Raw genomic sequence first — 24,792 nt, forward strand, 5'->3', positions numbered from 1 at the left:
TCTTATGGTGACTGCCAATGTGATTGGCTCAGGCCCCAACGGATTGGCGGCAGCGGTAACGCTGGCCAAAGCGGGGGTGGATGTCACCGTCTATGAGCGCAATGCGACTCCGGGTGGTGGTGCGCGGTCGGTTGAGGCCACCCTGCCGGGGGTGCTGCATGATCATTGTGCGGGCTTTCACGCGCTGTCGGTCAACAACGCTTTTTTCATGGACGCCGAGTTAGCCAATTTCGGGCTCGAGTGGGCACTGCCAGAAATTCAGTATGCTCACCCGCTCGATTATGGTCACGGGGCGGCAGCGTATCGCTCGGTTGACCAAACCAGCCGTCTGCTCCACGATCCCGCGTGGCAGACACTATTTGGTCCCCTGGCTCGGCATTTTGCCAAGCTCAGTGCCGATGTGGTCCAACCCATGTTGCAGCTGCCGCAGTCACCCATCGGGTTTGCCCGCTTTGGCTTACGCGCCGGGCTACCGGCCAATGTTTTGGCCAAAGCCTTCCGGACCGAGCAGGCCAAAGCGTTATTTGCCGGGGTTGCTGCTCACGCGTTTCGACCGTTGCACACGCTGGGGTCTTCTGCCATCGGGGTGACCCTGTTGGCGGCCGCGCATGCGGTGGGGTGGCCGGTGGCCAAAGGTGGGTCGCAGGCAATTGTTGACGCGATGCTCAAGGCCTTAGTTCACCACGGCGGTAGAGTGGAGACCGGTGCCCATATTGACTCGCTAGCTGAGCTGCCAGCCGCAGATATCGTGATGCTCAATACCGGTCCGCGAGCCGCCGTGGATATTTTAGGCCCGGCAATGCCCGAGCGCGTTGCCGCGGGGTTGCGTCGGTTCCGGTACGGTCCGGCAGCAGCCACGGTGAGCCTAGCGGTGGAAGGTGGCATCCCGTGGACCTATGAGCCGGCACGTCGCGCTGGTACCGTGCACGTTGGCGGCTCTTTTGCTGAAATCGCCGTCGTGGAAGCCCAGATCACCAAGGGGAAGATGCCCGATAATCCTTATGTACTGGTCGGTCAGCAGTCCGCGGCCGATCCAGGGCGGGCGCACAATAATGTTCACCCAATTGACGCGTACGCGCATGTGCCCTCGGGCTACCCCCATGACGCCACCGAGCTCATTGTGCGCCAATTAGAGCGGTTTGCACCCGGGGTGCGGGAGCGCATTGTAGCCCAGACGTCGCGCACGCCCGCAGACTTAGAGGCCGAGAACCCCAACTTTGTGGGCGGTGATATCGTCTCGGGGGCAAACTCCATGGACCAGTTACTCTTCCGACCACGGCCGTCGTTTAATCCCTACCGGTTAGGACCAACCGGAGTGTATCTGTGTTCGGCCTCCACTCCCCCGGGTGCCGGGGCGCACGGGATGGCAGGCTTTAACGCCGCGCGCAGTGCGCTCGAAGACCTGCAGCGCTAGGCGCCAAGCTCCTGCGACCGGGTGACATTGGCCTGAAGGGCTTGGACAATGACCTGGTTGAAGTCATTGGCATCCAGCGAGTTCAGGGCGGCTTCGGTGACGCCGCCTTCGGTAGCAATCGAGTCTTCAAGCGCGGCCGGATCGGCATCGTCGGTGTCCAACATCGCCCCGGCGCCGACTACCGTCAGCCGGGCGAGTTCTTGTGCTACATGCTCGTCCAGGCCCAATGCCATACCCCCGGCGGCTAGCGCGTTGACGAATCGGAAGACATATCCTGGCCCGGAACCTGCCATCGCGGCCAGCGCGTTGAGCTGATCTTCAGGCAGGTGGAAGACGGTTCCGGATGCGGCAAATAGGCGTTCCACCTGAGCAACTTGTTCATCGGTGACGGTCGCACCGCGGGCCAGCCCGACCGCTCCCTTCCCAACGGTCAGTGCAACGTTGGGCATGGTGCGCACCACCGGTTGGCCCTCGGGCAGCGCCGAGGTCAGCGTGGCCAGCGTGGTGCCGGCGGCAACGGACACGACCACGGTTTCCGGGCGCAGCGCATCGGCCAGGGACTGTGCGGTATCGACGATGTGGAAGGGTTTGACACCCAGCACCACGATATCGGCATCAGCCACCGCCTGAGCATTGGTTCCCGGACTGTCCTCTTCCGCGGTCACCGAGATCCCAAACTCCTGACGTCGGGTGGCAGCTGAGGCAGCTGAGTGGGTGGTGGCGACGATGTTGTCGCGGTCGTAGCCATCGGCCAACAGACCCGCGACGATCGCGGAGTTAAGATGACCCAAACCGATAAAGCTGATGCGCACTAGTGTTACTCTCCTTGCGTTGCGGGGTTACGTGTCAGATGTTTGCGAGTAAAGGCCAAGGCTTCGGCTAGCATTTCTTCGCGGTGGCCCGGATACTTCTGCCCGCGCGTTGACACCTCGACACACACTGCACCGTCGTAGTCACTTTCGGCCAAATAACGCAGAGATTCAACTACGCGTTGGTTCCCGTAACCGGGTAACAGGTGCTCATCAGCCGCTGAACCAGCCCCGTCGGTCAGATGCACATGTGCCAGGCGGGAACCGAGCAGCTTAATGGCCCGCAGCGAGTCCATCTTGGCGGTAGCGGCGTGCGAGAAGTCCCAGGTGACGTAATCATAATCTTGCGGAATGGGGTCATAATGCGGCAGATACATCTGAATTTCTTGGCCGCTGACTCGCCAGGGATACATATTTTCCACCGCGATCGTCACTCCGGTGGCTTCCATGATGTCGCGGATGCCGTCGGCGAATTCCACTGCATAGGAGCCCTGCCAGCGAAATGGCGGGTGGGCCACCATGATTTCCGCACCCAATTCGCGCGCCAGATCGGCTGCTCGAGCGACCTTGGTCCAGGCCGACCCCCAGACCTGTTGGGTGAACAGTAGGGTCGGGGCGTGGATCGAGTGGATAGGCATTGAGTGACGTTGGGCTAGGTCATCAAGTTTGGTGGGGTTATGGGTCCACCGGTTCTGAGTGACCATGACCTCGACCCCGTCATATCCGAGGTCTTCGGCCATCGCAAAAACGTGTTGAGGTGGCAGAGAAAAGATCGATGACGACGACAACGTCACCGGGATTTCTGGTCTAACCACCTGTTACTCCTAGTGAGAATCCGGGCCGTTGATCATCCGAAGTCAAGTCTACGCCCTGGACCCACGGGTTGTCGTTGGTTTGGGCGACGCGTCCTTGCAGCCTTAAGGCATCCAGGCGACCCAGGATGAGTCCCTCGCGCAGCGCCCAGGGGCAAATGCTGAGTTTTTTGACTTTGAACATTTCCATCGCAGCCTGGGCAACCATACCCCCGGCCAACACTTGGCGGGCTCGGATATCCGAAACCCCTGGCAATTGGGCGCGCTGGGCTTCGTTCATCAACGCCAGCGTCTGATTCCACGTCACCAGGTCTTTGACCCGGAGTCTGCGCGGCACAAACAGCCCGTCGGTTGACGGCGCGGCGCCGGACAGTCGTGCCAGCGAACGGAAGGTTTTCGACGTGCCGGTCACGACCGTGTTGTCAGGTAGTCTTTTCGGAAATCTCTTGCGATATTTCTTGAGGACCGTATGGATGTAGTCATCCAGTGCTTGCACCTGCCCAGCGGTGGGCGGATCGGGGTCGGGGAAGAATTCTCGGGTTAGCCGCTGCGCGCCCAACGGCACAGAAACCGCGGTGGTTGGGAGTTCATCGGTGCCAAACGACATCTCAAAAGAGCCCCCACCGATGTCAAAGTTCAGCAGGTTCTCCACGTGCCAGCCGTGCCAGCGGCGCACCGCGAAATACGTCATCGCGGCTTCCTGGTTGCCCGACAGCACGGTCAGGTATACACCAGTCTCCTGGGTGATGCGTTGCAAAACCTCGGGTCCATTGGCCGCGTCGCGGATGGCCGAGGTACAAAAACTGATCATGTCGACGGCGCCGTTAGCCTTGGCAAAGGCCACAGCTCCGTTGATGAAATCAATCAGATTGCGCTGCCCGGTTTCGGTGATGGCACCGTCGTCATCAAGATGCTGAATCAGCGACATCGGACGTTTGTGGTCGGCGTACGCGGTGGGGCGTGCTCCGGGAAACGCATCCACTAACAATAAGTGGACCGTGTTCGAGCCGATGTCCAGGACTCCCAGACGCATTGTTTTGCTACTTCTTCTTGGTTCGTTTGGCGGGCCCTTTGGCCCGTTTCTCGGCGAGCAGTTCGAAGGCCTGACCTTCGGTAATCTGTTCCGGTGCGGTCCCGCGTGGCACGGTCACGTTCGTGGTGCCGTCGGTAATATACGGGCCAAATCGGCCCTCTTTAATGACGACTTTTTTACCCGAGGACGGATCATTACCAAATTCGGCAATCGGGGGTTTGGCTTGGCCACGCCCGCGACGCTGTTTAGGTTGCGAGTAGATTTCCTCGGCTTCGGCAAGCGTGATGGTAAACATCTGCTCTTCGGATTCTAGCGAACGCGAATCCGAGCCCTTGCGCAAATACGGCCCAAACCGACCGTTCTGGGCGGTGATCTCCTCGCCGTCAGAGGCAACCCCGAGGCTGCGCGGCAGCGACAGGATCTTCAGCGCGTCGTCCAAGGTCATGGTCGCCAGGTCCATGCCCTTGAGCAGCGAACCGGTTTTCGGTTTCGGTTTCTTCGGGGCCTTCTTGGGCTTCTTGCGACCGTTTTTATAGAACTCATCCGGTTGCGCGTCTTTATGCGCCTGGATTTCCTCTTCGGTAAAATCGGGGACGATCTGCGTGACGTAGGGGCCGTAGCGGCCATCTTTGGCCACAATCTCATAGCCGGTGTCCGGGTCGGTTCCTAACACCCGTTCGGATGGTCCGGCGGTTTCAATCATTTCGACTGCGACTTCTGGCGTCAGCTCATCCGGTGCCATCTCTTCTGGCACATTGGCGCGTTTGGGATCATCGCCTTCTTTGGCGTCGTCGCCCAGCGCCTTCTCCAAATACGGTCCGTAGCGGCCCACCCGCAGGGTGATCCCCTCGGCCACCGGGATCGAGTTGATGGCTCGGGCATCAATGTCCCCGAGGTTTTCCACGGTGTGCTTCAGCCCCTCGGCCGATTCGGCCTGCCCAAAGTAGAAGCCTTCTAACCAGTCGCGTCGATCCATCTGCCCGGCGGCAATCTGGTCGAGGTCGTCTTCCATGCGCGCGGTGAACTCGTAATCCACGTAGCGCGCGAAGTGTTCTTCCAGCAGCCGGATCACCGAAAATGCGATCCATGACGGTACCAACGCAGAGCCGCGTTTGCGCACATACCCACGATCCAAGATCGTGGAAATGGTCGGTGCATAGGTTGACGGGCGGCCGATTTCGCGTTTTTCCAATTCGGCGACCAGCGAGGCCTCGGTGTAGCGGGCCGGTGGCGTGGTTTCGTGACCTTCGGCGACCAAATCGCGTGCCTCGAGAATCTGACCTTCGCCCATATCGGGCAGGCGAGCGTCGTCGCGTTCCTGTTTTTCACCGGGGACTGACTTCTGGTCGGATTCATAGGCCTTCATGAACCCGGGCACGGTGATGACGGTTCCCGAGGCCGAGAATTCCGCCGTCCGCGGGGTGGTCTCGGCCGAGGTGCCAGCAATCTTCACGGTCGCGGTGTATCCGGTTGCATCAATCATTTGCGACGCCACGGTGCGCTTCCAAATGAGCTCATAGAGCCGGAACTCATCGGCGGTCAGCGAGTTTTTCACCTGCGACGGCGTGCGGAAATGGTCCCCGGATGGCCGGATCGCTTCGTGCGCTTCTTGCGCGGCAGTGTTCTTGGAGGCATAGTAGCGGGGTTTATCCGGTACCATTTCGCCGCCGTAGAGCTCGGTTGCTTGCTTGCGTGCCGCAGAAATCGCTTGGGTCGACAGTACGACCGAGTCGGTACGCATGTAGGTGATGTACCCGTTTTCATACAGTCGCTGAGCGACCTGCATGGTCACCCGCGAGGTAAACCGCAGACGACGTGATGCTTCCTGCTGCAACGTCGAGGTGGTGAACGGTGCTGCCGGACGACGGCGGTAGGGCTTATCCTCTAACGAGGTGATCGCAAATTCGGTGTCGGCCAGACCCTCGGCCAGCGACTGCGCCGATGTTTGATCCAGATGGACCACCTCGGCCGTGGATTTCAGTTGGCCCTTGTCAGTAAAGTCTCGACCGGTGGCAACGCGTACGTCGTCGACAGCGGTGAGTTTGGCACCGAAGGATTCTTCGGCGTCGGTCACAAAGTCTGCTGTCAGATCCCAGTAAGATGCCTGCACAAATGCCATGCGTTCGCGTTCACGCTCAACCACCAGACGCGTGGCAACGGACTGAACACGACCGGCCGACAGGCCGGGGCCGACTTTGCGCCACAACACCGGGGAGATCTCATAACCGTAGAGCCGGTCCAGGATACGCCGGGTTTCTTGAGCATCGACCAGGTCGGTATCGAGCTCGCGAATGTTTTCCAGCGCGCGCTGGATGCCTTCTTCGGTGATTTCGGTGAACGCCATGCGATAGACCGGGACTTTGGGTTTGAGCACCTCAAGCAGGTGCCAGGCGATGGCTTCGCCTTCCCGGTCAGCATCTGTTGCCAGGTAGAGTTCGTCAGCGGATTTGAGCGCTTTGCGAAGTTCCGTGACCTTCTTTTTCTTATCGTCTGCGACCACGTAATACGGTTCGAAACCGTCTTCGGTGTCCACCGCGAATTTGCCGTAGGGGCCTTTTTTCATCTCCGTGGGCAAATCGGATGGGCGGGGTAGGTCGCGAATGTGGCCTACCGAGGAATCAACAATCCAGCCCTCACCTAAGAATTTGGCGATGGATCGGCTTTTGGCCGGGGATTCCACGATAACCAATTTGGTGGTATCACCATTGGTCGATGCAGAACTTTTTGCGCTCACGTGGCTCCTTTTCAATACAGCAGCTTCCACACTAATCTAACCCGTAGCGCTGCCATGCTCGAATACTTCTAAAAATCCGTCAACGTATAACGCGGTGATTTCGTCTTGCAGCGCAGCCGTTTGGGTGTCATCTAATTCCAGTAATCCTGCCACGGCTGCGGTGATTTGTCTGACCGTCAGCTCGCCATCGCACGCGCCCAACACTGCCGCGGTGGCCGTGTCGAGTCGGATGTGGCGGGCAAAACCTGTTCCGGAGCGGGCCATGAGGACCTCCGGGTGTTCGGCCCCGAAGCGTTGGTATTGCTCATAGGTCACCCAGTCTGGCACCACCAGGTGACTATTGGCCAGCGCCCAGTCGTCGTCGGAGGTCTCATCGTGACGGGCCACCGAATTCGCCCACGCACTCGCCACGGGCTGCTGCACGGCCCCGGTGAGATACTCAAACCGGCGCAACGGTGGGGTGTGAGCACGTTGACGTAACCACACCCAGCCAAAGCCGATCTGGGTGACGCCGCGCGCGGCAAAATCGGCCAGGTAGGCGGCATAGGCCTGGGCATAGGCATCGGGGTCGAGGTGTTCGGACGAGTCTCGCAACCAGATCTCGGCGTACTGGGCTGGATCTGAACTGGAGCGTTGGATCGCCCAGATGTCCAGCGACGAGTCGGGCCAGGTGGACAGCCGCGCATGCCAATCGCTTTTGCCAAACATTTCCCAGTTGGCCAACATGACGGCTTGACCGCCATCGGTCAGCACCGTATCGATCGTTGCGATGAGTTTTTTGACCAGGCGATCGCCGGTGTGTCCGGTTTCGCGGTACGTGTGCGTGATGGCAGACGCCGCCGGTGCGATCACAAAGGGCGGATTGGTCACGACCAGTTCAAAGCGTTGCCCAGCCACCGGCTCTAACATGTTGCCCAACACGACGGTGACCCGGTCATCAAGGTTGCCCGGATCAATATCGAGCACTGCGGCGTTGAGCATCACATTGAAGACCGCGAAATCTAACGCCCGCTGGGAAACATCAGTAATCGTCACGTGTCGAGCGTGCGTGAGCAGATGCAGCGCCTGGACTCCGCAACCGGTGCCAATATCTAATGCGGTGTCAACCTCGTGTCGCGGGGTAATTTCGGCTAACGTCATGGATGCTTTGCCCACCCCCAGAATATGCTCAGCCGGTAACGGACCACCCAGTTGCAGTGCGGTCTGATCCGAGGCCACCCACATGTCGCCGGGATGATCGGTTGCATAGGCCGACAGATCGACGGTGGCGACGACGTCGCCGTGTTTTGTGAGGCGCACAATGTTTAACGCCAGCGCACCGTCGAGACCGACCGTGGCAAAGAGGCGTTCGGCCAGTGGCGTGCTGATCGGATCGGCCAGCATGAAACAACTGATGAATCCCGCCAGACGATTCCCCTCGGCCAGCGGGCCCGCCAGCACTTGGCGGGCCGGTATCAGCTGCTCGCGGTCCAGGGCGGCAGCTGCCGTAGGGCCCAGAAGGTGGGCAATATTGTCGGCGGTATATCCGGCCGAGGTCAAGTCCTGAGCCAGGGCAGCGAGGTCTGGTCCGTGCGCAACCGGTGCAGGATGCATTATTGCTTCACCGTCACGTCGGTCAGGCAGGTCTCACAGACGCGCTCGGTGTGCGATTGGTGGCAGTCATCGCAGATCACGGCCAGGGTTTTGCAGCCAGGATCGGTGCAGTTACGCAGCTGCGCCGTCGGCGTGTTGCACAACTGACAGGAACCGATGACTTTGGGCGTATCCGAGAAATTCAGGGCCATCCGGTCATCGAAGACATACAGGGAACCCTCCCACAGCCCGTCGTCGCCAAAGGCTTCGCCATATCGCACGATCCCCCCGTCAATTTGATAGAGCTCTTGGAAGCCTCGATTGGCCATCAACACGGTGAGTACCTCACAACGTATTCCGCCGGTGCAGTATGTGATGACCGGTTGGTCTTTGAGGTGATCGTATTTACCGGACTCTAATTCGGCGATGAAATCGCGCGTGGTCGTGACATCCGGGACGACGGCGTCTTTAAACTTGCCGATTTCGGCTTCGAATTTGTTGCGACCATCAAAAAACGTCACCGGGCGGCCTTCGGCGGCTTTTGTCGCGACGAGGTCATTGACCTCTTGTGGGGTCAGGTGCGTTGCCGTACCCACTACGGTGTTGCCGGGAGCGACGGCTACTTCCTCTGGACGATCAAAAGCCACAAGTTCGGGTTTGACTTTGACACTCAGGCGCGGGAAGTCTTCTGCTCCGCCTTCAGACCATTTGACTTCGAGTTCGTTGAACGCCTGATAGGTGCGCGTCGTTTTAACGTATTCTTTAACCGCGCGAATCGGCCCGCCAACCGTACCGTTAATACCGTGTTCGGAAATGATGATTCGGCCGGTAAGTTCCAGCCGTTTACACAGTTCCCGTTGCCACAGCGCGACAGCCTGCGGATCAGTGATGGGTGCGAAAAGGTAGTACAGTGCGATTTTGGATTGCGGGTTCATAGTTGGCATTTCTGTTGCATGGTTTCGAGCTGTCAGGCTGTGAGTTGGGCTTTCTTAAGGGTTACAAGTTGGTGACGCTCGTGCAATGTCATGAGCCGTAGCTGGGCTTAGAGCGTGACTAAAGCTATTCTAGGGGCATGGCTATCACTACTTCACTGACAGACGAACTTGCCACGGCGTGGCTGACCGGACGTGCCCGCATACGAAATTATCACCTGACCACTCAGGGTAATATCCATGCTGCCCTGCGTACTCCAGAGTCGGCTGAAGCCGGTGAAGACATTTGGGAATACGTCGTCACGAATGCTTCCGATGATGTGCTGCAGGTTGTTGCAGATGAGATTCTCAAACACCCTAGTCGCCAGCTGATTGTTGCTGCCGACTTGGCAGATGACCCACAGCCTGCGGGGTCTACCGCGAAATTTTTTGCGAATAAAACCGGCTTGCGTCCCATCGGTGTTGATGAACTGGTGATGGTTACCGATATGACCCAGCAGGACGTCGAAGAGCCGATCATCCCAGAACAGTTCACGGCCGAAGTTACGCGCAATGACGGGTGGCATCTGGTGGCCTTCAAAACGACTGATGAAGCCGATGTCGGCGCTGATCAGCTGGCCGCCCGCGGTCGTGTGGCTGTGGTCGACGGCACCTACGCGGTCTTCGACCAGATTTGGACGGCACCAGATTTCCGCCGTCAAGGTCTCGGCTCGCTCACGATGCGCTATCTGAGCTCGCTAGCTTTGGAGGACGACGTCGAAACCGGGCTGCTCATCGCCGGACTCGAAGGCCAGGCACTGTACACCTACCTGGGGTGGTCTGCAATCGGCGACGTCGTCGTCCTTGGTCACCCCGATATTGACCCGAAAGATCAGTGGGCGACCCAAACCTTCGAAGCGTAAGTCCCAGCCACGACCACGCTGCAGCCTACCTGGCGGAGCTTCTGGGGTACTCACGGGTGCCGGACCAATTAGTCCACACCCGAGTCTTGCCGGAACGCACCGCCAGGTTTTCTGTATGGCCACAGAGCCTGCCAGAAAAATTCCGTACTGCGGTGGGCTTTACCGGCGTGGAACATCCCTTTGCCCATCAAGTCGCCGCAGCCGAACTGGCGTCGGCCGGTGAGCACGTGGTCCTGGCCACCGGTACGGCGTCGGGCAAGTCGTTGGCCTATCACATGCCGGTAGCGACCACGTTGACCGATGGGATATCTACTGCCCTATATTTGGCGCCCACCAAAGCACTCAGTGCCGACCAGTTAGCGTCCTGGCAGTACCTTGCAGATCACGGAGTCAACTGGTTGCGCCCAGCTGCATATGATGGCGACACCGATCCGCAGTCGCGAACATGGGCTCGGGAACACGCCAATGTGCTGGTCACGAATCCAGATATGTTGCACGTGGGCATCTTGCCAAATCACAGTGCATGGTCCAAATTTTTCCGTCACTTGAAATACGTGATCGTCGATGAGGCACACACGTACCGTGGGGTGTTCGGGTCGCATGTCGCGGTTGTCCTGACACGATTACGCAGAATCTGTGCGCATCTGGGTAATACCGAGCTCGTGTTCTTCGGGGCATCGGCCACATCTTCTGCTCCGGCAGACAGCTTTTCGGCACTGATCGGTACGCCCGCTCGCAGCGTCGAAGAAGATACCTCCGGGCATGGTGAAGTGGTCGTGGGTTTCTGGGAATCAGAGTTTTCCGGAGCCACGGGTGAACACGACGCGCCACTGCGACGATCATTGGTTGCCACCGGGGCGGATATGTTGACTGATCTGGCGGTCAATTCGATCCGTTCGGTCGCATTTATACGGTCACGCCGCGGGGCAGAAGCCATGGCGCAGATGGTCAAACGCCAACTCGCCGAAGTCGACCCCTCGTTGGTGGGGCGAGCCGCGACCTATCGAGCCGGGCTGTTGCCGGAAGAACGTCGCGAAGTCGAAGAGCAATTGAATAACGGCAAGTTATTAGCCGTGTCTACCACCCCCGCTTTGGAGCTTGGGATCGATATCGCAGGCTTGGACGGCGTGGTCGTAGCCGGCTGGCCGGGCACACGTGCCTCGTTCTTTCAGCAATTGGGGCGTGCCGGTCGTGCCGGGCAGCGCTCGATAGCGCTGTATGTTGCCGGCGATGACCCGATGGACACCTATCTGGTGCATCACCCGCAAGCTGTTTTTGATTTAGCGGTGGAAGACAATGTGATCGATCCGCAAAATCCCCATATTTTATCGGCTCACCTGTGTGCTGCAGCCGCCGAGTTGCCTTTACAACCCGATGACCTTGGCGTCTTCGGAGACGCTGACCATGTGCGCGATATTGTTGAGGAACTCACTACAGCAGGGTATCTACGGCGCCGTCCGGCAGGCTGGTATTGGACCCATGAGCAACACGCGGCCGGCATGATCAGTCTGCGCGATGCCGGTGGCGGTCCGATGCAGATTATCGATGGCGAAACCGGAGCCATTCTGGGATCCATTGGGGCAGAACAAGCACATTCGCAAACACACCCGGGCGCGGTGTACATGCACCAGGGTCGCACCTGGGTGGTCGAAGACCTCGACGAAGAGCACTCCACCGTAGTGGTGTTACGAGCTGAGCCGGAATACTACACCCAGGCTCGAGATGTGACGGATGTAGAGATCTTGGGCGAAGACGCCCGCCTGTATTCGGAGCCCGACGACCTGGCGTGGGTCCACGGGCCCGTCAAAGTAACCAATCAAGTGGTGTCGTATCAGCGCAAGGAGGTGTCCAGTGGCAAGGCGATCGATGAGCAGCCCCTAGATTTACCAGCCCGGGAGCTGTATACCCAGGGGGTGTGGTTTACGGCACCCTCAGAGCAGTTCATAGCCGCTGGTCTGACCACCGATCGATTACCTGGCGCGTTGCACGCTGCCGAACACGCGATGATTGGCATGATGCCCTTGGTGGCTTCCAATGATCGCTGGGACATTGGTGGAGTCTCACTGGTATTACATCCTGATACCGAAGCTCCAACCGTCTTTGTTTACGATGGTCATCCCGGCGGAGTTGGGTTTGCCACCCGAGGATTCAGTCAAGCAAGCACCTGGATCACCGCGACCATGCACGCGATCGAAGATTGCGCCTGCACTGACGGGTGTCCTTCGTGTGTCCAGTCCCCCAAGTGCGGCAACCGGAACTCGCCGCTTGATAAGCCTGGCGCCATCGTCGTTTTGAAATACGTAGCCGAGGCTTTAACTAGGGCTGTTTCGGTCCCGCCCGAGACTCAGCCGTAGCATCGAGTCCGAGCGGACTGGCCAACCTGACCTGAACATAGGCCACACCTGGTGCGCTAATATCGCAAGAATCCAGCGTGGCACCGTGAGCCGACACGGTAGATGCTGCGAGCGCACAGGGCTCTCCGATCATCAGTCCCCTGGCTGCATCGGCCGCTGATAGTGCGGCTAAGTCTGCGGCTACGGCGGCTCGCGAGGCGGCTACGTGAACCTGAATCAGCGTCAGCGCGGCGGCTAAGAGCAACATGAGTGCCGCGAAAATCGTGAGCATCATGACTGTCGATGCTCCAGTATCTTCGGCACACCGTGCGCGGACTAGGGTTCGACGGTCCATTGATTCGGTGCTTTCGCTTGGGCGGTCAATTCGAGTGTGGGAAGCAAGCCCAGTGGTCCGGGAACTGGGCTTGTGAGGTCAACGCTGGCCCACTGGCCGGATACCGAGGTCGAAACCTGGGTTGTGGTGGTTGTCATCGTGGTGACCGAGGTCGTGATGGTCGCGGTGGATTCCCCGCGTGCCAGTTGGCGAGCGGCCACGGCAGCAGCTTGATGCAGTCTGGACTGATGAATGCCCGCCGCGATGATGTTAATCAGCATTGCTATAACGAACACGACGACGGGCAGGATCACAGCGAACTCTGCGGTGACGGAACCTGCGGTCGATTTCTTGGCTGCGGTCATAGTGACTCCCCTGGTGGGGTGGCCGGGGTGAGACCCCGGCCACATCTGATGGGTTAGAAGCTCAAGGCTCGTTCAATGAGGCCTTCGAGCAGTCCCTGGACAGTACCCGAGGATAAGACGGCTGCAAGCAGTCCAGCAAAGGCTACAGCCGCTAGTGTCACAATGGAATATTCTGCGGTATTCGCCCCCGTATCATCGGTGAAATCGAGTTCGAATGCTTGTTTGTGTTCCATGATGTTCTCCTTTGGATGGTGGATGGTGTGGATTGCCATATTTAGTTATGCGTCTGGGGTGATCATCCTGGCAGCAGGGTCAGGACCATGGGGATGATGCCGAGTAAAATGAAACTGGGCAGCAGGCAGATTCCGGTGGGTAGCACCAGGCGGATAGCAAGTTCTTGCGCTAGTTGCTCGGCGAGGCGTTTACGGTTGGCCCGCAGTGCCGTGGCGGCGGTGATCAGCATGTGTGCCGAAGGTACCGCTGAGGAGTACACGAAGCGTAGTTCTTGAGCGAGCACTGTCAGATCAGGATCTTCGGTAGTGTCCTGCCAGGCGGTGTCCCAATCCAGGCCCAACAGGAGTTTCTGCGCGACGTCGGTGAGCGCTTGGCATCCGGGTAAGTGTCGTCCGGCTGCGGCCAGTGCAGCAGGCAAGGAACTGCCGGATGCAAAGAGTTGTGCCATAACGTCAAGGACGAGTGCCGGGTCTGTTGAGCTGTGGGTGGTTTTCATGGTTCTTGGGCCGTTCGAATCATGCGCGCGCTCCAGCGTCTGCCAAGCAGTGCTAAGCCAGCTCCGGATACGAGCAATATCCACCCTGTTGGGGTGGTCATAAGCTCCGTTAAGGATGCTCCGAGCATGTGGGCTAGTCCGAGTCCGGCTACAGGGAGCCATGCCAATAAACTGGCTGTGGCTCGTGGGCCCGCCGATGCTGCCTCGCGGGCTTGATGCGCGTCTTCGCCTGCTTCGAGTGCATCGGCCAGACGGGAGAGAATAGTGGCCAATGACATCCCGGTGTCTTGGGCTAGCGTGAGCGTGGCAGAAAGTTGTTGCCAGCCCGCAGTGTCACTGGGAGCGGTGATGTGCGCGAAATACGGTTCCTCCAGCAGCATGGCGGTATGTTGGGTAGCCAACACATGATGCATGCAGCATTTTGGATCTCGGACGTCCGGTGTTGGCGCCGCCTTACACGGAGCGTGTGCATCTGCGACCTCCGGCCAGAGATGACTCAACGGTCGGCCAGCAGATAATAGGGCTGCCGCTTGGCGGATCACCGTGATGAATTCTGCGTATTGTTGTGCGGCACGGCGTTTTGCGGTAATCAGGTTGGTTAAGGCTTTGATGGGGTTCATGCCGCCTCCTGGTGGGCCAAGCCATCTAACAGTGCCAGGCCGGGGCCTTCGATAACCTGCTGGCTAACCGTTGTGAGCACCGACATGAGTGGCAGGTTGGTATCTTCACTGGCTTTGGATAGCAATGCCGCCTCGGCTGGGTATCGTTGACCCTGCTCGTTGCGTTCTAAGTGCAGCACCACGTCAATAGCCGAGCGAATTTGTGCGGCTGCGGTCGCTGGGTCAAGCCCCGCCAGAGCCGCCATGGCGTTGAGCCGTGCGGGCACATCACTGGCGGAGTTTGCATGCACTGTGCCAATGGCACCGCGGTGACCGGTGTTCATGGCTGACAGAAATTCGGCGACTTCTGCGCCACGACATTCACCGACAATGACCCGGTCTGGACGCATGCGCAACGCCTGGCGGATCAGGATTGGTAAGCCAATACCCCCTTGGCCTTCGGTGTTTGGCTCTCGGGTGGCCAGTCCAACAACATGCGGATGGCGAATATCTAACTCTGGGGTGTCTTCAATGGTGAGGATGCGCTGGTCAGGGTCGACCGTGGCTAAGAGTGCAGCGAGCAGAGTTGTTTTTCCAGAACCTGTTGCACCGGAGATGAGGATATTGGCCCGATGATGCATGAGGTGATGCAATACGTTGAGCCATTTGTCGGCGCCGGGCCAGTCGGTGGCTAAGGCTTCGATGGTGGGTTGCGTCCTGGAGGGCAGGCGGATGGACAGTTGGGGTCCGGCGGTCGCGATCGGCGGCAATACGGCATGCACACGAGCGCTTCCTATCTGCACGTCGCCAAACGGCATGCCTTCATCCAAGCGCTTGCCGCCTTGACCCAAGAGACGGACGGCAAGCGCACGCGTTGTTTCTGCATCCAGCACAGTTTCGGTTCGGTTCAACCCCGCACCGGTATCGGTCCAGACACGGCCGTGGCCATCGACAATGATGTCGGTCGTGGTCGCATTGCGAGCAAATACGGCCAACGGCCCCAGACCAAGAAGATCATCGAGCAAGTGCTGCATTGAGGAAGCAGCTTGGTTCGCCGATGCCACCGGCACGTGTTTGGCAACTGCTGTGGCCACCAAGGCGGGTGCCGGTTCAGATGGTTGATGAGTACGATCTGTGGCAGGTTTGAGACGCGCTGCTAACCAGTGTTTAGCCGCCGTCAACCCACCGGTTTTCGGTGGCGGTGTGGGTACCCATCCGCGGGTCATGTCTGATCACCTCGCTGCATCCAGCGCCGCATGCTGCCACGGCGTCGGGTCTTGTGCACGATGAGTTCGAAGTCGTCACGGGCGCCATAGGGCGGAATATCGTGGGCGAAGTATTCAATGCGTTTATATGGCGTCAGGTCCACATACAGCGGACGAGTGCAGTCATCGATGTGGACGATGCGGCTTCCCGCTGCTTCCAGACGCTGGGCCAAGAAGAGGTCTGCTCCGCAGTCAATGATGGTATGTGCGAAATGGTATTGCGCCGCCTGGAGTGTGTCGGGCAATAATACGGAGTTCAACGGGTTCGCTCGGTCAACCTGCAAGAGCATCGCCACACCTTCCCAGGTGGGCGCATTAAGCATGTAGATGTGCGGCGACGGCAAATCGAAATCGAAATCCAAGATCTCAACGGCGTCATCAGTGGCCTTGAGAATAGTCTGCGATAACGCTTCGGCAGCATCTGCATCGATGAGTAACGCGCCATCGCCCTGGAACGCGTAGGCCATTGCGGCCGCTAGCAGCTCGAAACGTTCGGACCCGGTTTGCACGACTGCCCACACCGTGGGGTCGGAAACACGAGCAAAGCAGGTGGTAACCAGCCAGTCTTCGAAAGTCGCTTCGTGACCTGGATGGCGCCATTGGTTATTGCCCGTAAGGATCGTATTGCCCCGAACCTGAATCGTCGCAGCGTAGGGCGCATCCTCAGCATCGGCGAGTTCGACGAACTCCAGGCCCAGCGCGGCAATCACCGAATATACGAAGCGTGCAGCATCGTCGCGGGCATCGGTGGTATCCACCAGCACCGTCATCAGGGTGACCGGAGGTGTGCTCTTGCCTCGGCGAAGTTTTCGTTGCGTGGTTGACATGCCTCCAGCATCAACCAGGCAACGAGGCGCTCATCCGGGGTTGGCGTCGAATGTGGAAAACCTCGACTGACGGCAACCAGATGTGGATGGTCCGCCAGAAGGATTATTTGTGACCGGTAAGGTCGACTTCACTGTGGGCAGGATCGAAGTAGGCGGCAGGTACGGGCTGGGTCGCGTCCCAGCCGGTAATGTCGATTTTGTACCGAGGGTCCCAGGGTTCGGCCCAGCCGAGCAGTTCCAAGACTCGATCAAGAATCATTGCGGTGAAGCCCCACACGAGGGTGCCGCCGACGGTGAAAGCCGGTGTGCCGAAGCGTTGGTTGGCGGAACGATCCGTGGCGACCGCGGTGACGCGAAGCTTCGGGTCGACCAGATCGCCGACTGGAACGCGAAAGACGCGGGTGGCTTCTTCGGTGGTGATCATCTCGTTGGGGTGCTGCCACCAACCAACCACCGGGGTGACGCGGAAGTTGGAGACGGGCAGCGGCAGTTCCGGCAGCTTGCCTAGCGGGATGATGCCGGTGGGGTCGACTCCGGTTTCTTCATAAGTTTCCCGGATCGCGCAGTCAACCTCGTCGTCGTCCTGGGGTTCCACCCCACCTCCGGGAAAGGAGACTTGACCCGGATGATTGCGCAGCGCCATGGAACGCTGGGTCAGTAACACGTCAAGCTCTTGAGGCACGATGGTGCGTTGAAACGTGGCCGGCCGGTCATCTAGGGCACCGAAGAGTAACAGCACCGCAGCCTGGCGCGGATCGACCAGATCGCTGAGTTTGAACGGCCAGGTTGATTCATATTCGGGCAGAGTCGCCGCTGGCGAGACCGTGACCCGTTTGGCGATGTCAGGATGAACGGTCCCATGGGTGTGGACCAGGGCAAGCAAGTCTGCTAGCGCGCCGTCGAGCTGCATTAAACCTCCCAAACGTAGCCGTCAGCTCGCAACTGGGCACGAGTGGCGCCGTTGAGCAGCGCTTGATGGATGTGTTCGCGCCCGGGGGCGAGTTCATAAGCTAAGAGTTCTTTGGCGGCCTGGGGATTGATTTCACCGATGCCCGCCGAGGGGCACCATCTAGCAACCGGACAGGCGCCGCACGCGGGACGTTTAGCGTGACAAATTCGGCGCCCTAGGAAAATGACGCGGTTGGAAACTTCGGTGTAGTCTTTGGGCTCAAAGAGCGCGGCAATATCGCGTTCGACGACATTAGGATTCGTTGACTCCGTCCACCCAAACCGGTTGGCCAACCGGATGACGTGAGTATCGGTCGTGATGCCGGGGACGCCGAAAACGTTGCCCAGCACCACAAATGCGGTTTTGCGCCCCACCCCTGGAAGCTTGACAAGTTCCTCGAGGGTGCCAGGAACTTCGCCGTCGTGATGTTCCACCAGCGCCTGGGAAAGACCAAGCAGCGCGCGGGTTTTATTTTTATAAAACCCGGTGGAGCGAACGAGGTCTTGTACTTCGACCTCGGAGGCCTGGGCCATCGCATGGGCATCAGGAAAACGCTGAAACAGTGCCGGGGTGACGGTATTGACGCGGATATCGGTGGTTTGGGCGCTGAGCACCGTGGCGACCAACAGCTCGAAGGCGTTGGAATAATCCAGTTCCGCATGTGCATAGGGAAAGACCTCCCCGAGCACGCGGAAAATCTTGCGGGCTCGGCGCTTTTTGGCTAGGGGCGTCTCGTTACTCACGGTGGTCCTTTCCTTGCGTCATCCTGTCTTATCCTAGGCCGCACAGGTCTCCCCACGTCGAATCCATGCGGATCATAACGTAATGACCGCTCATCGTGACAACCATGACCGTTCAGCGCAGTGTGAATTTGAATGACGCAACCAAAACTCCTACCATGACCCTAGATGTGACGACGATCACGACCGAAGGAGCCTCATGGTCACCACACACGAACTTGCCACACAACAACGAGCGCAAGAGCTTTATGCACAAGCCGCCACCGACCATGTCGAGTACTGGGCGGAGCGTTCCCGCACCGAAGTGCACTGGGACACCCCATTTACTGAAATACTGGACTGGTCCAATCCACCCTTTGCACGCTGGTTTGCCGACGGGACAACCAACGCATGCTACAACGCGGTGGATCGTCACGTTGCTGCCGGCAATGGCGACCGAGTTGCCCTGTATTTCGAGGGAGAACCTGGTGACTCTCAGGCCGTAACCTATGCCGAACTGCTCGAACGGGTTTCCCAGACCGCTAACGCCCTGGAATCTCTGGGCATCGCCAAGGGCGACCGGGTTGCAATCTACCTGCCAATGCTGGTCGAGGCCGTGGTGGCCATTTTGGCGTGTGCGCGCATCGGCGCGGTCCATTCGGTGGTCTTTGGCGGTTTCTCGGCCGAGGCATTGCGCTCGCGCATTGATGACGCCGAAGCCAAGGTGGTTATCACCGCCGATGGTTCTTATCGTCGCGGTAAGCCCAATATGCTCAAACCAATTGTCGATGAGGCGCTGACTCAAGACGGGCACACCGTGGAACATGTGCTTGTTGTGCGGCGTAACGGTGAAGATATCACCTGGGTCGAAGGCCGCGATGCGTGGTTCGACGACGTCGTTGACGCCCAGCCCACCACCCACGAAATTGTGTGGCACGAGGCCGAACATCCGTTGTTCATTCTGTACACTTCGGGCACCACGGGCACCCCGAAGGGCATTTTGCACACGACCGGCGGGTATCTGACCCAGGTCACCGCCACTGCGCGAGATACGTTTGATCTGCAACCTGAGACCGACGTGTTCTGGTGTACCGCCGACGTCGGCTGGGTGACCGGGCATTCCTATATTGTCTATGGCCCGATGTCCAACGGGGCAACCCAGGTCATCTACGAAGGTACCCCGGATGCACCACATCGCGGCCGCTGGTGGGAAATCGTCGAAAAATACGGCGTGACCACGCTCTACACCGCGCCAACCGCGATCCGGGCTGCTATGAAATGGGGTCGTGATATCGCTGATCGTTATGACTTATCGTCCCTGCGCCTCTTGGGTTCGGTCGGTGAAGCGATCAACCCGGAAGCTTGGTACTGGTATCGCGAAGTTATCGGAAACAATAATGGTGCTGGCACGGTCAACGAAGATGGCAGCGTCACACCTGGCCCGCGCAAGACCGATCCGGTGCCCATTGCCGACACGTGGTGGCAGACCGAAACTGGCGCACACATTCTGACTCCGCTGCCTGCGCTCACCGCCGAGCAGCTCAAACCGGGCTCCGCGCAGCGAGCCGTGCCCGGGGTTGCCATCGATGTCGTGGATGAAGACGGCAACACCATGCAAGATACGTCTCAGGGGTTCTTGGTTATTCGTGAACCCTGGCCGGCTATGGCCCGTACCATTTGGGGGGATGATCAGCGGTTCGTCGACACCTACTGGTCACGATTTAATGGCATGTATTTTGCTGGCGACGGCGCGCGCTTTGACGAGGACGGCGATATCTGGCTGCTGGGCCGTGTCGACGACGTGATGAACGTTTCCGGTCACCGCTTATCGACCACTGAGATCGAGTCCGCCCTGGTCGCACACCCGCTGGTCGCCGAGGCCGCGGTCGTGGGTGCCGCTGATGAGACCACCGGTCAAGCAATCTATGCGTTTGTTATTTTGACCGAGGAATCAGACGGTGTTGCCGGCGAGAAAGCGGAAGCGACGCTGCGTGAACATGTGGCATCGCATATCGGGCCGATTGCTAAGCCACGTCGGATCTTGGTCACCAGCGACCTGCCGAAGACTCGTTCGGGCAAGATCATGCGGCGTCTGCTCAAAGACGCTGCGGAGGGCAAGACCCAGGCTGATGCAACCGCGCTGGCGACCTTGGCCGATCCTGCGGTCATGGAGGAAATTCTCAACGGTATGCGTGGCTAGCCACTGAGGATCGCTAAACCCAAAAGGGTCGCGGCCCCCAACCGGTTTGGTTGTGGGCCGCGACCCTTTTTGAGTATTCACGTTGGCTAAAGGGTTTTACGGCTTAGACGTTCTTCGTCTGCAAATTCGCCAGACAGTTCGTCCGGGTTACGTTGCAGATTGATCAGCGCAAAGATGACACCGCCAAAGACGGTAACGCAAGCGATGACCATCATGATGATTGCAATGGCGCTCATGGTGTGACCTCTTGTTCTGGTTCTTGTGCGGAAGCGTGCTTACCCACAGGTGGATCAGATTCATCAAGCGGGTACTCATTCGATGAGTGCTCGGTGTACAGTGCTGAATTCTGCGGCCATGGAATCAGGCTCAGAATGACGGCAATAACGATCAAGCCGAGAGCCATACCCCAGCCAAACGTATTGACATACCACCCTGGATAGCCTTCGTAGGGTTCTTCAGCCGTGATGAGGTTGATGAACTCCGAAATAAGCATGTATCCAAGAACAACCGGTAGCACAATGGCGACCAGGATCTTGTAAATGGTGCCCAGCCTGAACGATGAGACCTTGTTGAGGTGGGTCACCATGCGGCCGAGACGACGTAGTAACCATGCCACGACAACGACTGCTACAAATGCTGCAGCGACGATGCCGAATTGGTTGACGAACTTGTCTAAAGTATCCAGCAGATACACCCCGGAGGTCGTACCGAACCCGAAGAGTGAAATCAGGGCTAGGAGCGTTCCGACGCCCCAGACGACGGCATTACGGGACCAGCCGGTCTTATCTTTGATAGCAGAGAAGGTGACCTCCAGAATCGAGATCATCGAAGTGAAGCCCGCCACTAAGAGTGAACCAAAGAACAAAATACCGATGACTGGTCCCAGCCCGAGCGGGGCTTGAGAGATAATTTCCGGAAACGCCACGAACGCCAGGCCAATGCCTGAGGTGACGACTTCGCCAATCTGCACACCGGCGGCTTGCGCCATAAAGCCCAGGGTCGAAAAGACGCCGATGCCCGCTAGGATCTCAAACCCTGAGTTTGAAAACGCTACGACCATGCCTGAAGACGTCAGGTTGGTACGCCGTTTCAGGTACGAAGCATAGGTAATCATAATGCCGAAGCCAACAGACAGCGAGAAGAAGATCTGACCATAAGCCGCGATCCACACGCTCGGGTTGAGCAAAGCTTCCCAGTTCGGTGTGAACAGGGCATCTAAGCCTGTGAACGCACCCGGAAGGGTCAGCGCAATCACGACCAGCACCAAAAACATCAGCACAAGTAAAGGGATCCCAATTGCCGAGGCGAGACCAATACCACGCCGGACACCGAAAGCGAGGATCAAAAGCGTTGCCACCCAGATGACCAGCAGCGGCCAGAACACTCCCGGAACAAGGTCAAAGTTGAGTGCCGGAGTCTCTGCCGCTTGCAAATACTCTTCAAAGAAGAAAACATTGGGGTCATCTCCCCACGCTTCAGTTGCCGAGAAGAAAATATACATCGCAGACCAGGCCAGAATGGCTGCGTAGTAGATGCCGATGACGACACAGATCATCGCATGCCACCAACCGACGGCCTCGGTCCGTTTGTGGAGTCGACGGAAGGTCAGCGGTGGGGACCCTTTGAAACGGTGGCCCAACGCGTAGTCGAAGAATAACAGCGGGATACCGGCCGATAACAGGGCAACGAGGTACGGAATAATAAACGCGCCGCCGCCATTTTCATACGCGATATACGGAAACCGCCAAATATTGCCGAGCCCAATTGCAGAGCCCATGGCCGCAAGGATGAATATCCAACGACCACCAAAATCTTCACGCACTTGGGATTTTGTTGGCGCAGAAGTTACTTGAGAGGACATCTCTACCCCTTCAGAACAGGCGATGTGAGCAACAGTCACAGTATGACTTGTGCCACCAAGATTACGCCTTGTCATGCGTTAGAACAATATACCCGGGCGAAACAGACACGCTTTGACTTGGGAATCGAGCTCTGGCCTATGCTGTGGTGCTTATTCCAGGCAGTGTCCAGTGGATACCGGCTGCGAAAGATGAGCGGCCTGGTTGACCACCTCAGCGATTTCAGCATGGGACATCGCATAACCAATATCGGCTTCTGAAGCGCGAGCAAAAATGACGCCTGCGACCGTGCCATCTTCCCCTACCAGCGCTCCGCCCGAATTTCCTTGACGTACTTCGACAGCCAATTGGTACACGTCACGCAACTGGGCATTTTCGTCATAAATGTTCGCCACGGTCGCTGGGCCTCGGGCTTGAATTTCGGCCCCAAGGATCTGGTGTGGTCCGCCGGAGGGGAACCCTAAAACAAATGCCGGATCTCCCGGCTCGAGAGCCTCACCAAACTCCACACTTGGCAGTTGGGCTCCAGGCAAGGCGATAATGGCAACGTCGATATCCGGGTCAAAAGCCACGACTTGACCGGTGAAGAGTTCTCCATCGAATGACTCAACCTGGGGCGCTTCGACGCCCGCTACCACATGGGCGTTCGTTACCACCCGGTCACCTGTCACGGCAAAGCCAGAACCGGTCTGGCTCTGGCCACATTCATAGGCACTCCCCGTGATACGCACCGAAGAGGCACTCGTTTCGTGTACTTCATCGGCGGGTTCAAGCGCGGGCTTCTCGACCTCTGGCTCTGCCGTTCCTGCCAGATCCATTTCGGGAAGTTCCGAGGAGTCCAGGATGTCTGCTCGGACATCAGCAACCCAAATACGAGCGCTTTCAGGTGTCAGCGTTGTCGTCCACGCCACAATTGTGGAATTTTTTAGCACGCTGGTAATGCCAGGAACACCGACGCTGGAGATAGAGAAGGCGACCAGCGAAATGATGAGACCCGCCACCACTGTATTGCCGATTGCGCCTAAGAATTTATCGATGGTGCGCATCAACGGGTGGCTGATATGTAAGCGCAGTCTGCGACCGATCTTGCGACCGATCACCATACCGAGCCAGATCAACACTGCAGTGACAGCCACCATGATGACAATCCGGATGACCCCAGCGGGGACCAGTTGAACAATCAGTGGCATCAAAAACAAGCCACCGAATACCCCTACAACTGCGCCTGCAACGGTGCCCATCGAGACCCAGAACCCTCGACGAAAACCGATCAGAATAACAATGCTGAGCACAACGAGTAAGGCCCAATCAAGCAAGGAAAGCGCTATGACCACCCACCGTCCCATCAGCTGTCCCTATTGGCGGCTACAATCATTTAAGCGTAGCCGGTTCTGCTATCTTATGCCCGAGCCACGGAAAGCGTCATTATTCGGTTGATTTTTAGACTATCGTAGAAGAATATTTCGCTGCTGGTTGTGACGATTTCCACAATGCTTTCTACATTGGATAGAATTGGCTGGAAGCCCATGTCGAAACGCACTAACATTTGTGTGCCCGATCCGGCATTCATCGGCACTTCACCAACAGTGACCAAGTTCCGACACGTTTGAGTTCGGCCCATAAGGCCAGTAAGGAAATTTTCACCACCATGGATCTAGACGTATTGCGCAATGCACCGCTCTTCACTCACCTTGACGATGAGGTGTTCAGCGCTCTGACCGCGGAGCTGACCGAAGTCGAACTGTCACGCGGCGCTTCAGTATTCCACGAAGGCGATGACGGCGATCAGCTGTACGTCATCTTGTCGGGCAAGATCAAGCTCGGTCGCACCGCCCCAGACGGTCGCGAAAACCTGCTGGCTATTCTTGGCCCAGGCGAGGTCTTTGGCGAGATGGCGCTATTCAACCCAGCTCCTCGTTCCGCATCGGCAACCGCAGTTTCAGCAACGAGCCTGGCTGGCCTTCGCCACGAAAACCTACGCAAGGTTATTTATTCTTCGCCAGAAGTTTCCATGCAGTTGCTTGGCGCTCTAGCACGTCGTTTGTCTCGCACAAATGAATCTCTGGCAGACCTTGTCTTCTCCGATGTCCCAGGACGCGTTGCCAAGGCTCTGCTGGACCTGGCCGACCGCTTCGGCCGTCCAACCGCAGACGGTCTGCTGGTAGCTCACGATCTCACGCAGGAAGAGCTGGCTCAGCTAGTCGGAGCTTCCCGTGAAACCGTCAACAAGGCCCTTGCCGAATTCGTCCAGCGCGATTGGCTGCGTCTCGAAAACCGCGCCGTCATTATCCTGGACCTGCAGCGTCTGCGCCAGCGCGCACGCTAAACAGCTCCAACGCTTGTTAAACCACTGCCGGGCTGAAGAATACCTCTTCAGCCCGGCAGTGGTTTAATCACAGACTGC

At 58.4% G+C, this 24,792-nt stretch carries 23 protein-coding genes; 5 read left to right on the top strand and 18 right to left on the bottom strand.

The features are described 5' to 3' along the window. Positions 1-4 precede the first annotated feature (4 nt). A complete protein-coding gene (locus FB556_RS00395; protein WP_141863718.1) occupies positions 5-1,414 on the top strand; it encodes a phytoene desaturase family protein in 1,410 nt (469 codons plus the stop codon). Here FB556_RS00395 and proC read toward each other — a convergent pair. The 6 genes from proC to trhO are packed head-to-tail and all read right to left on the bottom strand — an operon-like array spanning position 1,411 to position 9,309. Next, entirely contained in the window at positions 1,411-2,226 is an 816-nt protein-coding gene (proC, locus tag FB556_RS00400; RefSeq protein WP_141863720.1) for a pyrroline-5-carboxylate reductase, read from the bottom strand. The genes FB556_RS00395 and proC overlap by 4 nt on opposite strands. 5 nt (positions 2,227-2,231) lie before the next feature. Next, on the bottom strand, positions 2,232-3,038 hold the full coding sequence (locus tag FB556_RS00405) for a sugar phosphate isomerase/epimerase family protein (protein WP_246057128.1): 807 nt from the start codon (positions 3,036-3,038) through the stop codon (positions 2,232-2,234). Continuing rightward, positions 3,031-4,068, bottom strand: a complete 1,038-nt coding sequence (locus tag FB556_RS00410) for a Ppx/GppA family phosphatase (RefSeq protein ID WP_141863721.1) — start codon at positions 4,066-4,068, stop codon at positions 3,031-3,033. The genes FB556_RS00405 and FB556_RS00410 overlap by 8 nt, the downstream gene beginning before the upstream one ends. Before the next feature lie 7 nt (positions 4,069-4,075). Continuing rightward, positions 4,076-6,802 carry a type I DNA topoisomerase gene (topA, locus tag FB556_RS00415; RefSeq protein ID WP_141863723.1) on the bottom strand — a complete coding sequence of 909 codons (2,727 nt, stop codon included), beginning with the start codon at positions 6,800-6,802 and terminating at the stop codon, positions 4,076-4,078. 36 nt (positions 6,803-6,838) lie between these two features. After that, the gene (locus tag FB556_RS00420) at positions 6,839-8,395 is read right to left on the bottom strand and encodes a DUF7059 domain-containing protein (protein WP_141863725.1); all 1,557 of its coding nucleotides are present in this window, start codon (positions 8,393-8,395) and stop codon (positions 6,839-6,841) included. Beyond that, complete coding sequence (gene trhO, locus FB556_RS00425; protein WP_141863727.1) at positions 8,395-9,309, bottom strand: oxygen-dependent tRNA uridine(34) hydroxylase TrhO; 915 nt, start codon at positions 9,307-9,309, stop codon at positions 8,395-8,397. The genes FB556_RS00420 and trhO overlap by 1 nt, the downstream gene beginning before the upstream one ends. 137 nt (positions 9,310-9,446) lie before the next feature. Between trhO and FB556_RS00430 the strand changes: the two genes are divergently transcribed. Next, the gene (locus FB556_RS00430; protein ID WP_141863729.1) at positions 9,447-10,208 is read left to right on the top strand and encodes a GNAT family N-acetyltransferase; all 762 of its coding nucleotides are present in this window, start codon (positions 9,447-9,449) and stop codon (positions 10,206-10,208) included. Positions 10,209-10,264: 56 nt separating this feature from the next. Then, the gene (locus FB556_RS00435; protein ID WP_246057129.1) at positions 10,265-12,562 is read left to right on the top strand and encodes a DEAD/DEAH box helicase; all 2,298 of its coding nucleotides are present in this window, start codon (positions 10,265-10,267) and stop codon (positions 12,560-12,562) included. On the opposite strand, the gene FB556_RS00440 is transcribed toward FB556_RS00435, so the two are convergent. From FB556_RS00440 to nth, 9 genes are all read right to left on the bottom strand, one after another. Continuing rightward, positions 12,525-12,896, bottom strand: coding sequence for an Rv3654c family TadE-like protein (locus tag FB556_RS00440; protein WP_141863733.1), 372 nt, complete (start codon positions 12,894-12,896; stop codon positions 12,525-12,527). The genes FB556_RS00435 and FB556_RS00440 overlap by 38 nt on opposite strands. Continuing rightward, positions 12,878-13,240, bottom strand: a complete 363-nt coding sequence (locus FB556_RS00445; RefSeq protein WP_170200304.1) for a TadE family type IV pilus minor pilin — start codon at positions 13,238-13,240, stop codon at positions 12,878-12,880. Before FB556_RS00445 ends, FB556_RS00440 begins: the two co-directional genes overlap by 19 nt. Before the next feature lie 53 nt (positions 13,241-13,293). Continuing rightward, positions 13,294-13,473, bottom strand: a complete 180-nt coding sequence (locus FB556_RS00450; protein WP_211343935.1) for a DUF4244 domain-containing protein — start codon at positions 13,471-13,473, stop codon at positions 13,294-13,296. A 62-nt stretch (positions 13,474-13,535) separates the two neighbouring features. Beyond that, the gene (locus FB556_RS00455) at positions 13,536-13,970 is read right to left on the bottom strand and encodes a type II secretion system F family protein (protein WP_170200305.1); all 435 of its coding nucleotides are present in this window, start codon (positions 13,968-13,970) and stop codon (positions 13,536-13,538) included. After that, positions 13,967-14,590, bottom strand: coding sequence for a type II secretion system F family protein (locus FB556_RS13345; protein WP_170200306.1), 624 nt, complete (start codon positions 14,588-14,590; stop codon positions 13,967-13,969). Before FB556_RS13345 ends, FB556_RS00455 begins: the two co-directional genes overlap by 4 nt. After that, positions 14,587-15,795 carry a TadA family conjugal transfer-associated ATPase gene (locus tag FB556_RS00460; protein ID WP_141863740.1) on the bottom strand — a complete coding sequence of 403 codons (1,209 nt, stop codon included), beginning with the start codon at positions 15,793-15,795 and terminating at the stop codon, positions 14,587-14,589. Before FB556_RS00460 ends, FB556_RS13345 begins: the two co-directional genes overlap by 4 nt. Then, entirely contained in the window at positions 15,792-16,661 is an 870-nt protein-coding gene (locus FB556_RS00465) for a hypothetical protein (protein WP_141863742.1), read from the bottom strand. The genes FB556_RS00460 and FB556_RS00465 overlap by 4 nt, the downstream gene beginning before the upstream one ends. A 103-nt stretch (positions 16,662-16,764) precedes the next feature. Further along, positions 16,765-17,571 carry an NUDIX hydrolase gene (locus FB556_RS00470; protein WP_141863744.1) on the bottom strand — a complete coding sequence of 269 codons (807 nt, stop codon included), beginning with the start codon at positions 17,569-17,571 and terminating at the stop codon, positions 16,765-16,767. Continuing rightward, positions 17,571-18,353, bottom strand: a complete 783-nt coding sequence (gene nth / locus FB556_RS00475) for an endonuclease III (RefSeq protein WP_141863746.1) — start codon at positions 18,351-18,353, stop codon at positions 17,571-17,573. The genes FB556_RS00470 and nth overlap by 1 nt, the downstream gene beginning before the upstream one ends. Positions 18,354-18,549: 196 nt before the next feature. On the opposite strand from nth, the gene FB556_RS00480 reads away from it, so the two are divergent. After that, positions 18,550-20,529 carry an AMP-binding protein gene (locus FB556_RS00480; RefSeq protein WP_141863748.1) on the top strand — a complete coding sequence of 660 codons (1,980 nt, stop codon included), beginning with the start codon at positions 18,550-18,552 and terminating at the stop codon, positions 20,527-20,529. Positions 20,530-20,615: 86 nt separating this feature from the next. Here FB556_RS00480 and FB556_RS00485 read toward each other — a convergent pair whose 3' ends face one another. The 3 genes from FB556_RS00485 to FB556_RS00495 form a co-directional block, all read right to left on the bottom strand. Beyond that, positions 20,616-20,765: a methionine/alanine import family NSS transporter small subunit gene (locus FB556_RS00485; protein ID WP_141863750.1), complete on the bottom strand. Its 150-nt coding sequence runs from the start codon at positions 20,763-20,765 to the stop codon at positions 20,616-20,618. Beyond that, complete coding sequence (locus FB556_RS00490) at positions 20,762-22,390, bottom strand: sodium-dependent transporter (protein ID WP_141863752.1); 1,629 nt, start codon at positions 22,388-22,390, stop codon at positions 20,762-20,764. Before FB556_RS00490 ends, FB556_RS00485 begins: the two co-directional genes overlap by 4 nt. Positions 22,391-22,540: 150 nt before the next feature. Continuing rightward, a complete protein-coding gene (locus FB556_RS00495) occupies positions 22,541-23,734 on the bottom strand; it encodes a MarP family serine protease (RefSeq protein WP_141863754.1) in 1,194 nt (397 codons plus the stop codon). 302 nt (positions 23,735-24,036) lie between these two features. Between FB556_RS00495 and FB556_RS00500 the strand changes: the two genes are divergently transcribed. Further along, positions 24,037-24,714, top strand: coding sequence for a Crp/Fnr family transcriptional regulator (locus tag FB556_RS00500; RefSeq protein ID WP_141863756.1), 678 nt, complete (start codon positions 24,037-24,039; stop codon positions 24,712-24,714). Positions 24,715-24,792 lie beyond the last annotated feature (78 nt).

It is taken from the genome of Enteractinococcus coprophilus (assembly GCF_006716305.1).
GTDB lineage: Bacteria > Actinomycetota > Actinomycetes > Actinomycetales > Micrococcaceae > Yaniella > Yaniella coprophila.

Bases quoted from the DNA above. Each gene is read 5' to 3' on its own strand.
- FB556_RS00395 (WP_141863718.1), top strand. From the start codon at position 5: ATGGTGACTGCCAATGTGATTGGCTCAGGCCCCAACGGATTGGCGGCA.
- FB556_RS00410 (WP_141863721.1), bottom strand. From the start codon at position 4,068: ATGCGTCTGGGAGTCCTGGACATCGGCTCGAACACGGTCCACTTATTG.
- FB556_RS00420 (WP_141863725.1), bottom strand. From the start codon at position 8,395: ATGCATCCTGCACCGGTTGCGCACGGACCAGACCTCGCTGCCCTGGCT.
- trhO (WP_141863727.1), bottom strand. From the start codon at position 9,309: ATGAACCCGCAATCCAAAATCGCACTGTACTACCTTTTCGCACCCATC.
- FB556_RS00430 (WP_141863729.1), top strand. From the start codon at position 9,447: ATGGCTATCACTACTTCACTGACAGACGAACTTGCCACGGCGTGGCTG.
- FB556_RS00440 (WP_141863733.1), bottom strand. From the start codon at position 12,896: ATGGACCGTCGAACCCTAGTCCGCGCACGGTGTGCCGAAGATACTGGA.
- FB556_RS00445 (WP_170200304.1), bottom strand. From the start codon at position 13,240: ATGACCGCAGCCAAGAAATCGACCGCAGGTTCCGTCACCGCAGAGTTC.
- FB556_RS00450 (WP_211343935.1), bottom strand. From the start codon at position 13,473: ATGGAACACAAACAAGCATTCGAACTCGATTTCACCGATGATACGGGG.
- FB556_RS00455 (WP_170200305.1), bottom strand. From the start codon at position 13,970: ATGAAAACCACCCACAGCTCAACAGACCCGGCACTCGTCCTTGACGTT.
- FB556_RS13345 (WP_170200306.1), bottom strand. From the start codon at position 14,590: ATGAACCCCATCAAAGCCTTAACCAACCTGATTACCGCAAAACGCCGT.
- FB556_RS00460 (WP_141863740.1), bottom strand. From the start codon at position 15,795: ATGACCCGCGGATGGGTACCCACACCGCCACCGAAAACCGGTGGGTTG.
- FB556_RS00465 (WP_141863742.1), bottom strand. From the start codon at position 16,661: ATGTCAACCACGCAACGAAAACTTCGCCGAGGCAAGAGCACACCTCCG.
- FB556_RS00470 (WP_141863744.1), bottom strand. From the start codon at position 17,571: ATGCAGCTCGACGGCGCGCTAGCAGACTTGCTTGCCCTGGTCCACACC.
- FB556_RS00480 (WP_141863748.1), top strand. From the start codon at position 18,550: ATGGTCACCACACACGAACTTGCCACACAACAACGAGCGCAAGAGCTT.
- FB556_RS00485 (WP_141863750.1), bottom strand. From the start codon at position 20,765: ATGAGCGCCATTGCAATCATCATGATGGTCATCGCTTGCGTTACCGTC.
- FB556_RS00490 (WP_141863752.1), bottom strand. From the start codon at position 22,390: ATGTCCTCTCAAGTAACTTCTGCGCCAACAAAATCCCAAGTGCGTGAA.
- FB556_RS00495 (WP_141863754.1), bottom strand. From the start codon at position 23,734: ATGGGACGGTGGGTGGTCATAGCGCTTTCCTTGCTTGATTGGGCCTTA.
- FB556_RS00500 (WP_141863756.1), top strand. From the start codon at position 24,037: ATGGATCTAGACGTATTGCGCAATGCACCGCTCTTCACTCACCTTGAC.